This is a genomic window from Pseudarthrobacter sp. MEB009 (assembly GCF_030208875.1).
Classification (GTDB): Bacteria; Actinomycetota; Actinomycetes; order Actinomycetales; family Micrococcaceae; genus Arthrobacter.
This window is the reverse complement of sequence record NZ_JARVTC010000020.1, coordinates 45,926-60,171: the sequence shown is the minus strand read 5'-3', so window position 1 is coordinate 60,171 and position 14,246 is coordinate 45,926. Positions and strand designations below refer to the sequence as shown.

Sequence of the window (14,246 nt, the reverse complement as noted above, 5' to 3'; positions counted from 1 at the left end):
AAAGGGCAGCCATGTCCAAAGCAGAGAAAATCATTGAAGGCCTGGGCGGCGCCGCCAACATCCTTGAGGTGGAGGCCTGCATCACCCGGCTGCGGACCGAGGTCAAGGATGTGTCGCTGGTCAGCGAGGCATCGTTGAAGGCTGCCGGCGCCCATGGCGTGCTGACCGCAGGCACCGCGGTGCAGGTCATCGTGGGCCCCGAGGCGGACAACCTCGCAGAAGACATCGAGGACCTGCTCTAGTGGCAGGCACCCTCACCGTCCTCGCTCCCATCAGCGGCGCCGTCGTCCCCCTCACCGAGGTGCCGGACCCGGTATTCGCCGGCCAGATGGTGGGTTCCGGCGCCGCCGTCGAGCCGCCTGCAGGAGCAGCGTTCGACGTCGTATCCCCGGTTGCGGGAAAAGTGGTCAAGCTCCTGCCGCACGCCTTTGTGGTGGTGGCGGAGTCAGGGCAGGGCGTCCTGACCCACGTGGGGATCGACACCGTCAAGCTCGAGGGCGACGGCTTCACGCTGCATATTGCCCAGGGCGATACCGTTGCGGCCGGTGCCGCCGTGATGCGCGTGGATCCCACCGCAGCCCTGGCCGCCGGCTACTCGTTGGTGAGTCCCGTTGTGGTGCTGGATACCAAGCCGGACACCGCGACTCTCGTGGCGGGCGGCGCAGTAGCTTCGGGGGAAGCGCTGTTTACCCTCGGCTGATCGGCTGACTGACTGATCGGCTGATTGGCTGGCCGGCTGATCGGCGTGCCGGGGCGGGTTGCGACGCAACCTGCCCCGGCGCTGCCTAAAGCCGGACTTCCATGTTCAGGGAGTAGCGGTCGGAACGGTACCAGGAGCGGGAGTGCTCGATGGCCAGGGGCCCGGACCACGAAACCCTGTCGAAAGCCAGAACGGGAGCGCCGGTGCCGGTGCCCAGGAGGGCGGAGATGTCCGGCGGTGCGCCCTCGGCCCTGACGCTTTGCCGGGCCCTGTCGATCTGGTGGCCGAACTGCGCAGCGAGTGCCTTGTAGACCGAGCCTGTCAGGTCGATGTCCAGCAGCCCGGGAGCGTGTTCGGGGTTGTACCAGGCATCGTCCACGCTGACCGGGCGGCCATCGGCCAGGCGGAGGCGGCGCAGGTGGAAGGCGGCGGATCCAGTGGCCAGGCTGAGTTCCTCTGCCGTATCAGCAGGTACGGGTGCGCTCTCGGCCACCAGCACCACCGTGCTGGGAATGTGCCCCATGGCTTCCATTTCCTGCGTGAATGAGGCCAGGTGGAGGGTGGACTGGACCGGCGAGTCCGCCACGAACGTGCCCTTGGCCGGCACCCGGACCAGATGGCCTTCATGCACCAGCCTGCCGATGGCCGCGCGGACCGTGATCCGGCTGACCCCGTAGGAATCCATCAGGGTCCGCTCGCTGGGCAGGCGGGCCCCGGGCTCCAGTTCGTCCTTGGCCAGTTTGAGGATGATCAGCCGCAACTGCTCATGCTTGGGGACCTGCGAGTTGTTGATGTGGGCGCTCGCCGCCTGTGCACTGCTCCCGGATGTAGCCAAGTCGGTCCCTCGTTTGTGGAGCGGTCCGGTAAGGACCACTACCTCGGATTATTCCACAAGGGGCAGTCCCGGGCGCGGAACGGGCGGCGGGTGCCGTGGAAAGGCACTACGTGACGGGGCGCAGCCAGCACAAACGAAAGGCGGGCAGCCGGCACAGCCGGGGCGCAGCCAGCACAAACGAAACGCGGGCAGCCGGCACAGCCGGGACGCAGCCGGCACAAACGAAAGGCGGGCAGGGCCGCGAAGGCCCCGCCCGCCGTCGGCCGCTAAACAAAGGGCGACCCAGTGGTCCGCTGTCCTACTCGGGGGTGCGTGCGTCCGAGCGGGCAGCCTTGCTCATCTGGAACTGCGGGATCTCACCCGGGTGCGGGCCGCCGCGGAACTTAGGCGAGGGATCCTGCCCTTCGCTGAGCCGCTGGAGTTCCTGGCCCTCGAAGTCCTCCTCCTTGCCCAGCATGATGGCGGAATCGTGGTTGGTGATCTCGCCCTTGAAGGCGCGGAGCATTACGCTGCGGTCAAACTGGCCTTCCCACTTGGAGACGATGAACGTGGCCACGCAGTTGCCCAGGAGGTTGACCACCACCCGCATGGAGTCCATCAGCCGGTCCGCGCCCAGGAGCAGGGCAACGCCGGCCACCGGGAAGATGCCGAGTGCTGCCGCGGTGGCGGACAGGGCCAGGAAGGAGGAACCGGGAACGCCGGCCATTCCCTTGGAGGTCAGCAGGAGGACGCCGAGGGCAGCCAGTTGCTGGCCAAGGTCCAGGTTGTGGCCGAAGGCCTGTGCCAGGAACAGCAGGGAGATGGACAGGTAGATGGCGGCGCCGTCGAGGTTGAAGGAGTAGCCCGTGGGGACCACCAGGCCTGTGGTGGCTCGGGAGCAGCCGGCGTTCGTCAGCTTGGTCATGATCCGCGGCATAACCGCCTCGGTGGATGCTGTGCCAAGAGCCAGGAGGAATTCCTCCCGGGTGTACTTGAGGAAGTGCCACAGCGGGACGCGGGCAAAGCTCCACGCCACCAGGAAAAGCAGGCCAATGAAGATGATGGCCGCGCCGTAGCAGGCAGCAATCAGCTTGGCGTACGTGCTGAGCGTGCCAAGGCCGTACTGGCCGATGATAAAGGCCATGGCGCCGAATGCGCCGATGGGTGCCACCTTCATGATCCAGGACATGATCTTGAAAATGAGTTCCAGGACCGTTTCCATCAGGCTGATCACGGGCATGCACCGCTGGCGGCCAATCACCACGATGGCTGCGCCAAAGAACACGGAGAAAAACAGCACCTGCAGGAGGCTGTTGCTGGCAAAGGCGCCGATGACGCTGGCCGGAATGACATCCAGGATGAAGGAAGCGGCGTCCTTGGATTCCGCCGAGCCCGTCTTGGCGTCCAGGTCCGCCTGCGACAGTGTTGATGGATCGATGTTCAGGCCGGCGCCGGGCTGCACGATATTGCCAACGATCAGCCCGAAGACCAGTGCAAAAAGAGTTGCTGCTGTGAAGTAGACAAGGGCCTTGACGCCCACCCGTCCTACCGCCTTGACGTCGCCTACGGCTGAAATTCCGGTAACGATCACCAGGAAGATCAGCGGCGCGATGATCATCTTGATCAACTTGATGAAGCCATCTCCGAGGGGCCTCAGCTGGGAGCCAAGGTCCGGCCAGAAATGTCCGATGAGGACACCTGCCACGACGGCGATCAGGATCTGGAAGAAAAGCGACTTATACAGCCGCTTCTTCTTCGCGGGCACCGAACTCGCCTTCAGTGCCTCAGGGTTGGGGATCTTCATTGACCTTTGCCTATCAAATCGGGAACGGCCGGCGGGAGCGTGGCCTTGCCCAAAAGTAACCCCGATCACATACTTTCCACAAGGGGAAAATGCATTTCCATATTATGGAAGTCTAAAAACCAATTGTGACTGTGGGGGGGCAGCCTGGGCCCTCGTGGAGCTGACCGGCGCAGACGTTGCCGAAGAGCCGGTAGTGCCACAAAGGAGGCCGGGATTCCCGTGCCGCGATTTGCAAAAAAAGGGGCAGGGGCCGCCGGCGCGGCGGCCCCTGCCGGCTCAGTGCCAGAACCCGAGGGCGAACTCCGCGATGACCGTGGACAGCAGGAACGATGCCGTGATGGCCACCAGGCCCACCGGGATGATCTTCCAGCCGATGTTCTTCAGCAACGGAATGTCCTTGCCCAGCGAGAGGCCGGCCAGGGTGAGCATCACGGTGGCGATGGACAGGAAGTCGACCGTTTTCATCACCGAATTCAGGGCCTCCGCCCCGAAGAACCAGGGGCTGGAGATGTACGCGCCGATGGTGGTGACGTAGACAATCGCCGAGATCTTCCGGGTGGCCTTCGCCAGTGCCAGGCTGACCAGGACCAGGGCCAGCATGATGCCGTAGCCGCCCACGATGGACAGGCTGAACCCCTTGGCAGCCACCGACGCGGTGCCGATGCCGAGGACCGTCAGGACCGACAGGGACAGCCACAACGGGAGCTTGATGGCGGCGGAGGACTCCGCAACCTTTTCGCGGAATGCCCGGTTCTCCTCGGCCTGGGCGGCTTCGCGGTCAACGTCGGCCTGGCTGCGGACAGTGCCGCCGTCGGCAGCCACCGCAGCCTTTTCGCGGGCCGTCTGCTTGCGGGTAAGGAACTTGTAGAACTTGTCCGCCAGGGGCAGTGCGATGTAGATGCCCACATAGACGCCCAGGATGGTGGTGATCAGGTTGGATACCGCTGCCATGCCCAGGATGGCTTCCTGGTCCGCCGGGTAAGCGGCGATGATGCTGGCCGAGGAAGCCGCCATCATGGAGCCGGAGCCCACGCCGGCGCCCATCGCGAGAGCCAGCGGATCGAAGATCTTCCAGTTGGCAACCAGCGAGGTGAGCAGCGTAATGAACACGGCGCCGAACAGGGTGCCGAAGACGTACATGGCCAGCACACCGCGGTACTGGTCCGAGTCCGGACCGTACTTTTCGGAGACCATGGCGAACGACGGTTCGCGGTCCAGCGAGAACGTGGCGCCAACCGTTGCCTTGCCCATCCGGAGCAGGACAGCCAGCGGGAGGGCCAGCATGATGGTGCCCAGCAGGTGCCCCACCTCCTGGAGGAGCAGGGCGGGTCCGGCCCGGAGCAGCGTGGGCAGGCTGGGGCCGATGTTGAAGGCCAGCCGGGCCACCAGCAGCAGGACGGCCACCCCCACCAGGGCTGCCGCGACCCGTTGCAGGTCGATGCCCATGGGCTTGAACTTCTGGATGGATACAAGCAGCCCGAGGATCAGCCCCCAGACCATGGGGAAGATGACGATTGCGCCGATTCCGAGGTCGATTTTGGCCTGGCCAATGAACTGCACGGCCAGCGCAATGACAAACGCCAGCGCGGCGACCGGAAGCGTCAGCCGGGCACCAGCTGTGTCTTTCCGCGGGGTTGTGGTGCTGGTACTCATGAGGTGCCTTCCTGGGTGAAAGTACGACGGCGGTATGCCGCTTTGGTGAAGCGTTCCCGTTGGGTGGGGGTTGAGGCAGCGGCGGAGACGGTCCAGGCCAGCGCTGTGGCTGCCTCGAACATCACGCCGTAGGCCCCGGGGGTGTCGGCAAGCGCTGCGAACGCGTGCGAGTGGATGGGGACGTTGGCTCCAGGGATGCTGAGCCAGGGATGAAGGGACGGGATGACCTGGGAGATGTTGCCCATGTCGGTTGAACCGCCGCTGAGGCCGGCCGACGGTGAGGTGTCCTTGCCGAAAGTGTCCATGGCCGCGGTCCAGTGTGCGGCAAGTTCGTCGTCCTGGCGCAGCGGTTCATACAACGGTTCGGTCGGTTCGATGGCCAGCGTTGTTCCGGTGGCCAGGGCGGCCCCTTCAAAGCAGCGGCGGACGCGTTCCAGGAGGGCCTCGTACTCCGGCAGGGTGAAGGCCCGGCATTCAAACTGGACCACTGCCTTCTCCGGGATGATGTTGGTGACATGCCCGGCCTCAGCCACATACAGCGCGATGCGGTGGTCGCCGGGGATCTGCTGGCGCAGCAGGCCAACGGCAACCTGGCTCAACACGGCGGCGTCGGCTGCGTTCACGGCCAGGTGCGGGGCCGCTGCGGCGTGCGCGGCCTTGCCGGTGAACGTTGCCTGGTACCTGCCCACCGCCTGGGCGCTGGTCCCCGCCGGGTTGTAGGTCACCCCGTCCTGGACCGGATGGACCATCAGTGCCAGCCCGACGCCGTCGAACGCCCCGGCTTTGAGCATCAGTACCTTGCCGCCGCCGTGCTCCTCGGCCGGGGTGCCGATGGCCTTCAATGTGATGCCCAGCTGGTCCACCAGCGGCTGGAGGGCCAGGGCCGCCGCCACCGAAGCGCCGGCGATCAGGTTGTGCCCGCAGGCGTGGCCGATGTCCGGAAGCGCGTCGTATTCCACGCACAGGGCAACGGTCAGTTCACCCGTGCCGGCGGTGGCGGTGAAGGCCGTGGGCAGGCCGGCTGTGCCGCGTTCCACCGAAAAGCCGCCCGCTTCCAGGAGCGCGGCGATGGCCTCCGCCGAGCGGACCTCCTCGAAGGAAACCTCCTGGTGGGCGTGGATGTCGCGGGCCAGTTCCTGCACCTGCGGACGCCAGCGTTCGACGCCGGCAGCGAGTTCGGCGCGGAGGTCCGGCGCCGGGGGGGTTGGCTCTGTCTGTTCCATGGGTAGCTGCCTGTTCTGGGTGGGCCGGTCTAGTAGGACAGGGAAGGAAAGGGGGACCCGGCGGCACGGGTGGGCACCCAGATGGCTTTTGTCTGGGTGTACTCGTCCAGGACGCCCGGGCCGGAGGAGCGGCCATGGCCGGAGTCGCCGAATCCGCCGAACGGGACTGCCACGTGGATGGTTTTGTAGGAGTTGATCCAGAACGTGCCGGCCTTTACCTCGCGGGCCACGTGGTGGGCGCGGGAGACGTCGGAGGTCCACACCGCTCCGGCCAGGCCGAAGTTGGTGTTGTTGGCCCGGGCGATGGCCTCTGCCTCGGTGTCGAACGCGTCAGCGCCCACCACAGGACCGAAGACCTCGGTGGTTTCGAGCCGGTTGGCCGGTGTCACGCCGTCCAGCAGGGTGGGCATCACCCAGTGCCCGCCAGCCAGGGCGGACCCGGCCAGTGCCTCCGGAAGCGCCGCCTCCGTGACCCGGCGGCCGCCGTCGTGCATTCCCTCCTCGATGAGTGTGGTGACCGTGGCGAACTGCTGGGCGGTGATGATGGGGCCCACCTCGGTGTCTGCGCTGAGCGGGTCGCCGACGCGGAGCCGGGCGGCTTTGGCAGCGACCATCTCGATGAACTGCGCGTGCACGCTGCGCTCCACCAGGAGCCGGGATCCTGCCACGCAGGACTGGCCGGCGCCGGAGAAGATCGCGGAGATGGCGCCGTCCGCGGCGCGGTCCAGGTCGGCGTCGGCAAACACGATGTTGGCGCTTTTGCCGCCGAGTTCCAGCAGCGCCGGGATGCCGGCTTGAGCTGCAGCGACGGCCACCCGGCGGCCGGTGGGGACGGAGCCGATGAAGCTGACCTTCCCCACGCGCCGGTCGGTGGTGAGGGCGGCGCCGACGGTCTGGCCGAGTCCTGCCGCCACGTTGAAGACGCCGGCCGGAAGTCCCGCCTCGTGGGCCAACTGGGCCAGCCGGACCGAGGAGGCGGGGGTGAATTCGCTGGGCTTGATGATCACGGCGTTGCCGGCGGCCAGGGGTGCTGCGGAATTCCAGCCGGCCGTGAACAGCGGAGCGTTCCAGGGCGTGATGGCGACAACAACGCCCCATGGGACGCGCTCGGTGTAGGTGTGCCAGTTGCCCGGGACCGGGATGGTGTGGCCGGTCAGTTTATCCGCCCAGCCGGCGTAGTAGCCGAACATTTCGGCGACTTTGGCGGCTTCGACGCGGGCATCGCGGATGGGTTTGCCGGTGGTGGCGGATTCGAGGATGGCCAGTTCCTCGCCGTGCGCCTCGACAACGCGGCTGACGTTGCGGAGGATGGCTGCCCGCTCGAAACCGTTGAGCGCTCCCCAGATGGCCGCGCCCGCCGTCGAGCTTTCAAGGATGGCGTTGGCGCCGTCGGTGCCTGGGTCGGCGTAGGTGGCGAAGGGTTCGCCGGTGGCTGCTGCGGTGAGCGTGATGCTGTCGCCGCTGCCGGTGGCAACCCTGCCGTCAACAAAGGCCCCGAGGCCGGCCGGGAAGGCGGCGTCCAGGACGGCCCGGGCGGTGGCCGCCGAGGAGGAGGTGGGTGCTGTGGTGATAGGCAAGGTAATGGTCCTTAAGGGCTGGGAATCAGGCGGTGGGTGTGGTGGTGGGCGCGCCCGCGGGCGTGATGGCCGGGGCGACGGTCCGTGCGATTTCCGTGAAGTCGGCCCGCGGGCCGAGGAGGGCCAAGGCGTCCTGCCACTGGTTGGCGACGGCGGTGAGCAGGGTGGGGCTTTCGCCGATCCGGGTGGCGATCTCCACGGCGAGGGCCGCGTCGCGTGCCATCAGGCCGAGGGAGAAGCCGGAGTTGTGGGTGCCGGTGAGGACCCAGGTGGGGTACATGTTGGCGGAGACTTTGCTGCCGCCGGAGGCTCCGCTGATGCTGGCCGCGGCCGTGGCGGGATCGATGCCGTAGGCCTTGGCGACGCCGAGGGCCTCTCCCACTGACGCGAGGTTCGCGGCGGCCAGGACGTTGTTGAGCAGCTTGACCACGTTGCCCGAACCCGGTCCGCCGATGTGGCTGAAGTTTCCGCCGGTGAGGGCCTGCAGCACCGGCCCGGCGGCCTCCAGTGCGGCATCCGTGGCGCCCACGAAGGCGCTGAGGGTGCCGGTTGCGGCGCCGTCCCGGCCGCCGGAGACGGGGGCATCGATGAAGGCCGCACCCTGTGCCGCCGCAAGCTGGGCCATGTGCTTGCTGGTGGCGGGTTCGGACGTGGTGGTGTCGATGATGGCCACGGTGCCCGGTGCTGCCAGCAGCTGGGGAACGGTGGTTTCCACGATGCTGGCCGCGGGCAGGGACAGGACTGCATACGGTGTGCCGGCGATGCCGGGCAGGCTGTCAGTGGTGCTGATGCCTGCATCTGCGGCGGATTTCCGGGCGGCTTCGGACGGGTCGAAACCAGTGACGTCCCACCCTGCCTTGTGCAGGGTGGCGGCCATGGCGCCGCCCATGGCGCCGAGGCCGATCACGGCGATGCGGCGGCTTGTTGGCTGGTTCACAGGGGGTACTCCTCAGGAGGTGGTGGTGGTTTGGCTGTTCGGCGCAGTCAGTCGAGGTAGACGTCAAGGTCTTTCCAGAGCTGCTGGGTGCGCCGGATGGTGGCCCGGCTGCGTTCCGGATGCGCAGCCTCCATGCCGGCGAGCAGGCCGTAGACCAGGGAGTTCGCGGCGGTAACGGATTGGAAGAACGAGATGCCCTCCGAGGCCACCACCAGGAGGTGGTCGGCGGCGGTGGCCAGGCGGCCGCGGCGCAGGTCGCTGATGGCCACGACGGTGGCGCCCGCCTCTTTGGCGGCTTCGGCGGCAATGATGATGTGCTTTACCGAGCGCCACATGTTGATGACCACCAGGACGTCCCCGGGGCCAAGGCTGTTGGTGCTCGACGCCAGGTGGACACCGGCGCGGTTTTCCAGCGTGATGGGGTAGCCCATGGTGGAGCCCAGGTGGGCCATCACGCCGGCGGGACCGGCGAACGAGCCAATGCCAACAACGGTGATTGACCTGGCCGCGGCCATTGCCGCAATGGCCCCCTCAGCTTCCTCCGGGGTGTTGGAGTCCAGCGTCAGGCGGAGGTTTTCGATGTCGTGGGTGATGGCTTCGTACAGCGGGCTGCGGGTGACGCCGTGTTCGGTGAGGGTTTCCTCGGTGGAGATCATCACCAGGTACCTGGAGCGGAGCTCGCGTTGCAGGTCCGGCCAGCCCCGGTAGCCCAGGTGCTGCGCTGTGCGCACCACCGAGGAGTTGTTGACGTCGGCGCGCTGGGCGATTTCGGCCAGTTCCGCGTACGACGACAGCTGCGGGTTGCGGCGGATGACTTCCACCACGCGGCTCTGCGCCTTGGTCAGCGCAACGTCCGGCAGTGCGTCCCCCAGCCATTCGTGCGAGCTGATGCCGGAGCTGGAGTCGATGCCGGAACCGAACTCGTTCTCTTCGGAAAGGTGCTCGGGGGAAAAGCTGGGGTTCAAGGCAGGACCATTCTGTAACGCAGATCACTCTGCAAGTGCAATTGCATCAAATGTAGCCTGCAATTGCGTTTGCGAACAGTGTTTTGTGTTTCAGGAAGGTAAAACCCTGTTGGTTGCAGGATTTTCCGGGTTTGTTATGCCGGCGGCTTTAGTCGGGCCCGCTCCAGGCGGAGCCCTTTTGGCGGCCCGCGGGACCGCTGCAGGCACCAGCAGCTGCCAGGCCAATACAGCTAGGTCCGGTCCGGGCTAAGGGTGCCGGTGGCAGGGAGGGGCCGGTTCACCACGGCCAGCAGCTGCTGCGCCAGTTCCTGCGGCGTCACTGCGGCATCCAGCCTCACGAACGTGCCGTACCCCGGAAGCCTGCGGTAGGCCTCGTGGAAGGCGGCCAGGTCCTCCAGGGTCTCGTTATCGGCGCCCCTCGCAAGGATGCGCTGGTGGGCGGTGGCGGGATCCACCTCGAGATGGACGACGGCGGCCGGCTGGGGAAGTGCCGCCAGGAGCCAGGGCAGGAGTCGGCCCTGGGGGATCCCCTTGGTGTCCCGGAGCGCCAACTGGCAGTGCAGGTGCCGGTCCATCACCACCAGGCCCGGGTGACGGCTGGCCCGGAGGTGCGAGACCAGGACGTTCCACCCGCGCACCGTTGTTTCGATGGCGTCGGCCAGCCGGGGCGGGAGCCGGACCCCCAGCCGGTCGCCCAGCACTGACATGCTGCGGCGGCCCGCGTGGTTGTTGAGCAGCAGCGCCTCTCCGCCGCCTGCTTTCACGGCTGCTACCAAAGCGCGGGCGGCCGTGGACTTACCCGAACCGTCGATTCCGGTCAGGACAATGATCATGTGGCCTCCTTCCGCCGTCTGCTTAACGCCGGAGGGCGGCCGTGTGTCCCGGCTGAGTCCCAACTCACAGTCGTTGGGACGCCCGCGAAGGCGGTGCCGGTCAAGGAAACCGCTTGCGGTAGGCCGCCATGGCCAGTACGTAGGCCACGACCAGGGCGCCCACGCACCAGGCGAGGGCCACCCAGATCCCGGAACCCACCGGCCGTTCGGCAAACAGGTCCTGGATGGTGTTGACGATCGCGGTGACCGGCTGGTTTTCCGCGAAGGCGCGCACCGGCCCGGGCATGGTGTCCGTGGGAACGAAGGCGGAGCTGATGAACGGCAGGAAGATCAGCGGGTAGGAAAAGCCGCCTGCGCCGTCAACGGACTTGGCGGACAGCCCTGCGATCACGGCCACCCACGTCAGCGCCAGCGTAAACAGGGCGAGGATGCCGGCAACGCCCAGCCATGCCAGCGGCCCGGCCGGGGTGCGGAAACCCATCAGCAGCGCCACCAGCACAATGATCACCAGCGACAGGCCGTTGGCCACCAGGGACGTGATGACGTGCGCCCAAAGAACAGAGGACCGCGCGATGGGCATGGAGTGGAAACGATCGAAAATGCCGCCCTGCAGGTCCGTGAACAACCGGAATGCGGTGTAGGCGATGCCCGAAGCGATGGCGATCAGCAGGATGCCCGGCAGCAGATAGTTGACATAGTTGCCGGTCCCGGTGCTGATGGCGCCGCCGAAGACGTAGACAAACAGCAGCATCAGTGCGATCGGGGTGATGGTGACAGTGATGATGGTGTCCGGGCTGCGGGCGATGTGCCGCAGGGACCGTCCCAGCAGGACGGAGGTGTCGCTGAAAAAATGGGTGGCCATGGTGTCCTACCTGCCTGATGCGTTGTTGCCGATGATGGCGAGGAAAATATCCTCGAGGCTCGGCTGTTTCTCCACATATTCCGTCCTGGCCGGGGGCAGGAGCTGCTTCAGTCCGGCCAGGGTGTCGTCCGCGATGATGCGGCCCTGATGGAGGATGCCGATCCGGTCCGCTAACTGTTCGGCTTCGTCCAGGTACTGCGTGGTGAGCACCACGGTGGTGCCCTGCCCCGCCAGTGTCCTGACCACCTGCCACACGTCCTTGCGCGCTTCGGGGTCCAGTCCGGTGGTGGGCTCGTCCAGGAAAATCACCGGCGGATTACCCACCAGGCTCATGGCGATGTCGAGGCGCCGCCGCATGCCGCCGGAGTAGGTGGCCACCTTGCGGGTCCCGGCGTCGGTCAGGTTGAACTGCGCAAGGGCGTCGTCCGCGATCCCGCCCGGGCCGGCAAGGTGCCGCAGCCGTGCCACCAGCACCAGGTTCTCCCGGCCGGTGAGGATCTCGTCCACGGCGGCAAACTGGCCCGTCAGGCTGATGGATTGCCGGACCGCCAAAGGATGGGTGCCGACGTCGAACCCGTTGACCGAGGCGGTGCCGGCGTCCTGCCGCAGCAGCGTGGACAGGATCCGGATGATGGTGGTTTTGCCCGCGCCGTTGGAGCCGAGCAATGCGTAAATGGAGCCCTGGGCCACGTCAAAGTCCACGCCGCGCAGGACATGCAGGTCCTTGAAGGACTTCTCCATGCCGCGCACCCGGATTGCCGGCGCCGGTTCCTGTTGTGTTGCCATGTCGTTGCAGTTCCTTCCTGGCTTGCGCCGGGGAACGGCCGACGGCGGGTGGTTAGCTTCGCCCGTCGCCGGAGGTTCCGTGGTCCCCGGCAATGCTGTTGATGGTTTGGGCGAGCCGCTCGCGCTCCTTGTTGATCCACAGGCTCTCCGGATAGTTGCGCATCAGTTCCTCGGCAAACTCCACCGGGTCCGCGCCCACAATGTCCCGGACCGGGGTGGCGTCAGCGGCGGCCTGCTCAAAGAGGTCCGCCACGTCGTCCAGGAGCTGCAGGATGCTCTCGCCCTTGCCCGAGGAGAAGTGCCAGAAGTAGCGCTCCACAGCGTCCAGCACCTTGCGGTAGTTCGCCGGGAGCTGCTCCTTGCGGGCCTTGTACCGGCGGAACCGCCTCTTCTGGTCGATCATGTCTGTGATGAACAACGTCATCTCCCTTCGTTGCGGAGCTGTTCGAGCCGCCCGGACAGGAAGCTCCATGTTTTCCAGAATTCCTCGAGGTATTCCCCGCCCTGGGCGTTGAGCGAGTACACCTTGCGCGGCGGCCCTTTTTCGGAGGGGCGCTTCTCAACGTCCACCAGTCCGCGCTGCTCGATCCGCACCAGGAGCGCGTATACCGTTCCCTCGGCGATGTCCGTGAGCCCCTTGTCCCGCAGGCGGGCCGTGATGTCGTAGCCATAGGCGGGGCTGCCCGCCAGGATGGCCAGGACGATGCCTTCGAGGGTGCCTTTGAGCATCTCCGTCATTTGCTTGCCCATCAGGTCCTCCCATCACTACTTAGTATTGCTGACTACCACTACATAGTAGCACTAGGTAGTGATGGCGCAAGGGGCAGTTTTCGGCGGAGCCGCCGGACTCAACCGACCAGGCGGGGTCCGCAGCGGAGCAGCCGGAACCTCTAGGCTGGAGGCATGCCGGGCCGGACCCGGCAGGAACTACCGCCACTCCCAGCGAGAGGAATGATCATGAGCACGTCCAACGAAGAGCAGCCCACCGGGCAGGCCGCCAACATCCGCGAGGAACAGCAGACGCAGGCTGCCGGAACCGTCCCCGCATCGTTCGTTGGCAAGGGCGAACCTGGCCAGGAGGACAAACCCGAGGATGCCCTGGAAGAGCCGGGCACCTGGGATGACGAGGTCTGAGCCGCCCGTGATCACCAGCGTTGACGTTGCCCAGGCGGCCGCTCGAACCAAGGGCCTCGCCCGGACCACCCCCATCCTGGCCGGCGACCCAGGAACGGTTGCCGGGCAGGTCTGGTTCAAGTGCGAGTTTATGCAGCACACCGGCACCTTCAAGGCGCGGGGCGCGCTGAACCGGATCCTGGCGAGCCGGGAACGCGGGGAACTGCGGCCGGACGTGGGCGTGGTGGTGGCCTCCGGCGGGAACGCCGGGCTGGCCAACGCCTACGCCGCCGCCCAGGTGGGGGTGCCGGCAACCGTGTTTGTCCCGGAGACTGCGCCCGCCGTGATGGTGCAGAAACTGAAGGCCATCGGCGCCACGGTGGTCCAGGCAGGGGCGGAATATGCCGTGGCGTACCAGGCTGCGGTGGCGTACGCGGCTGAAACCGGCGCCGTGTACTGCCACGCGTACGACCAGCCGGAAATTGCCGCCGGGGCCGGAACCGTGGGGTCTGAACTGCTGGCACAGCTGCCGGGCGTGGACACCATCCTGGTGGCCGTGGGCGGCGGCGGGCTGATGGCCGGCATCGCGGCAGCCGTGGAAGGTTCGGCCAAAGTGGTGGCAGTGGAACCGGCGACCGCGCCCACCCTCCACGCCGCGCTCGCGGCCGGAAAACCCGTGGACGTGGCCGTCTCCGGCGTTGCGGCCGACTCGCTGGGTGCCCGCCGCATAGGGGAGATCGGCTACTCCGTGGCGGTCCGCACCGGCGTCGAAAGCGTCCTGGTGAGGGATGCGGACATCATCGCCGCGCGGTCGGCCCTGTGGAACGGCTACCGGATGGTGGTGGAACACGGTGCCGCCGCGGCTTATGCGGCGCTGGCGGCCGGCTCCTACGCGCCGCAACCCGGCGAGAAGGTGGCCGTTATTCTCTGCGGCTCAAACACGGACCCGGCAACCCTGTAGGGCTGCCGGGTGCGGTCC

Annotated in this window: 16 protein-coding genes; 4 read left to right on the top strand and 12 right to left on the bottom strand. The window is 66.9% G+C overall.

The annotated features are described in order from the left end of the window. Positions 1–11: 11 nt before the first annotated feature. Together QRN07_RS18700 and QRN07_RS18695 are read left to right on the top strand one after the other, a co-directional pair. Positions 12–242 (top strand): PTS sugar transporter subunit IIB, encoded by a 231-nt coding sequence (locus tag QRN07_RS18700; RefSeq protein ID WP_050685988.1) that lies wholly within the window; start codon positions 12–14, stop codon positions 240–242. Beyond that, a complete protein-coding gene (locus QRN07_RS18695; protein WP_285241875.1) occupies positions 242–700 on the top strand; it encodes a PTS sugar transporter subunit IIA in 459 nt (152 codons plus the stop codon). The genes QRN07_RS18700 and QRN07_RS18695 overlap by 1 nt, the downstream gene beginning before the upstream one ends. Positions 701–785: 85 nt before the next feature. On the opposite strand, the gene QRN07_RS18690 is transcribed toward QRN07_RS18695, so the two are convergent. The 12 genes from QRN07_RS18690 to QRN07_RS18635 all read right to left on the bottom strand — a co-directional run bounded on the left by QRN07_RS18690 (position 786) and on the right by QRN07_RS18635 (position 12,904). Continuing rightward, on the bottom strand, positions 786–1,535 hold the full coding sequence (locus tag QRN07_RS18690) for a GntR family transcriptional regulator (protein WP_050685984.1): 750 nt from the start codon (positions 1,533–1,535) through the stop codon (positions 786–788). A gap of 298 nt (positions 1,536–1,833) precedes the next feature. Next, positions 1,834–3,318, bottom strand: a complete 1,485-nt coding sequence (gene dctA / locus QRN07_RS18685; RefSeq protein WP_050685982.1) for a C4-dicarboxylate transporter DctA — start codon at positions 3,316–3,318, stop codon at positions 1,834–1,836. A 276-nt stretch (positions 3,319–3,594) separates the two neighbouring features. Then, entirely contained in the window at positions 3,595–4,971 is a 1,377-nt protein-coding gene (locus tag QRN07_RS18680) for a DUF3100 domain-containing protein (RefSeq protein ID WP_050685042.1), read from the bottom strand. Further along, entirely contained in the window at positions 4,968–6,194 is a 1,227-nt protein-coding gene (locus tag QRN07_RS18675; RefSeq protein ID WP_285241874.1) for an amidohydrolase, read from the bottom strand. Before QRN07_RS18675 ends, QRN07_RS18680 begins: the two co-directional genes overlap by 4 nt. A 29-nt stretch (positions 6,195–6,223) precedes the next feature. Next, positions 6,224–7,771, bottom strand: a complete 1,548-nt coding sequence (locus tag QRN07_RS18670) for an aldehyde dehydrogenase family protein (protein WP_285241873.1) — start codon at positions 7,769–7,771, stop codon at positions 6,224–6,226. Between the two features lie 25 nt (positions 7,772–7,796). Continuing rightward, complete coding sequence (locus QRN07_RS18665) at positions 7,797–8,708, bottom strand: NAD(P)-dependent oxidoreductase (RefSeq protein WP_056598505.1); 912 nt, start codon at positions 8,706–8,708, stop codon at positions 7,797–7,799. A 47-nt stretch (positions 8,709–8,755) separates the two neighbouring features. Next, positions 8,756–9,616: a MurR/RpiR family transcriptional regulator gene (locus QRN07_RS18660; protein WP_285241890.1), complete on the bottom strand. Its 861-nt coding sequence runs from the start codon at positions 9,614–9,616 to the stop codon at positions 8,756–8,758. Between the two features lie 287 nt (positions 9,617–9,903). After that, the gene (locus QRN07_RS18655) at positions 9,904–10,506 is read right to left on the bottom strand and encodes a nucleoside/nucleotide kinase family protein (protein WP_285241872.1); all 603 of its coding nucleotides are present in this window, start codon (positions 10,504–10,506) and stop codon (positions 9,904–9,906) included. Between the two features lie 100 nt (positions 10,507–10,606). Next, a complete protein-coding gene (locus QRN07_RS18650) occupies positions 10,607–11,368 on the bottom strand; it encodes an ABC transporter permease (RefSeq protein WP_285241871.1) in 762 nt (253 codons plus the stop codon). Positions 11,369–11,374: 6 nt separating this feature from the next. After that, complete coding sequence (locus QRN07_RS18645; RefSeq protein WP_285241870.1) at positions 11,375–12,154, bottom strand: ABC transporter ATP-binding protein; 780 nt, start codon at positions 12,152–12,154, stop codon at positions 11,375–11,377. A 52-nt stretch (positions 12,155–12,206) separates the two neighbouring features. Then, positions 12,207–12,578 carry a DUF1048 domain-containing protein gene (locus QRN07_RS18640; protein WP_285241869.1) on the bottom strand — a complete coding sequence of 124 codons (372 nt, stop codon included), beginning with the start codon at positions 12,576–12,578 and terminating at the stop codon, positions 12,207–12,209. Next, on the bottom strand, positions 12,575–12,904 hold the full coding sequence (locus QRN07_RS18635) for a PadR family transcriptional regulator (RefSeq protein WP_050685034.1): 330 nt from the start codon (positions 12,902–12,904) through the stop codon (positions 12,575–12,577). The genes QRN07_RS18640 and QRN07_RS18635 overlap by 4 nt, the downstream gene beginning before the upstream one ends. Positions 12,905–13,111: 207 nt before the next feature. Between QRN07_RS18635 and QRN07_RS18630 the strand changes: the two genes are divergently transcribed. Next, positions 13,112–13,288, top strand: a complete 177-nt coding sequence (locus tag QRN07_RS18630; protein ID WP_157370959.1) for a hypothetical protein — start codon at positions 13,112–13,114, stop codon at positions 13,286–13,288. Next, complete coding sequence (locus QRN07_RS18625) at positions 13,275–14,228, top strand: threonine/serine dehydratase (RefSeq protein ID WP_502934799.1); 954 nt, start codon at positions 13,275–13,277, stop codon at positions 14,226–14,228. The genes QRN07_RS18630 and QRN07_RS18625 overlap by 14 nt, the downstream gene beginning before the upstream one ends. Positions 14,229–14,246 lie beyond the last annotated feature (18 nt).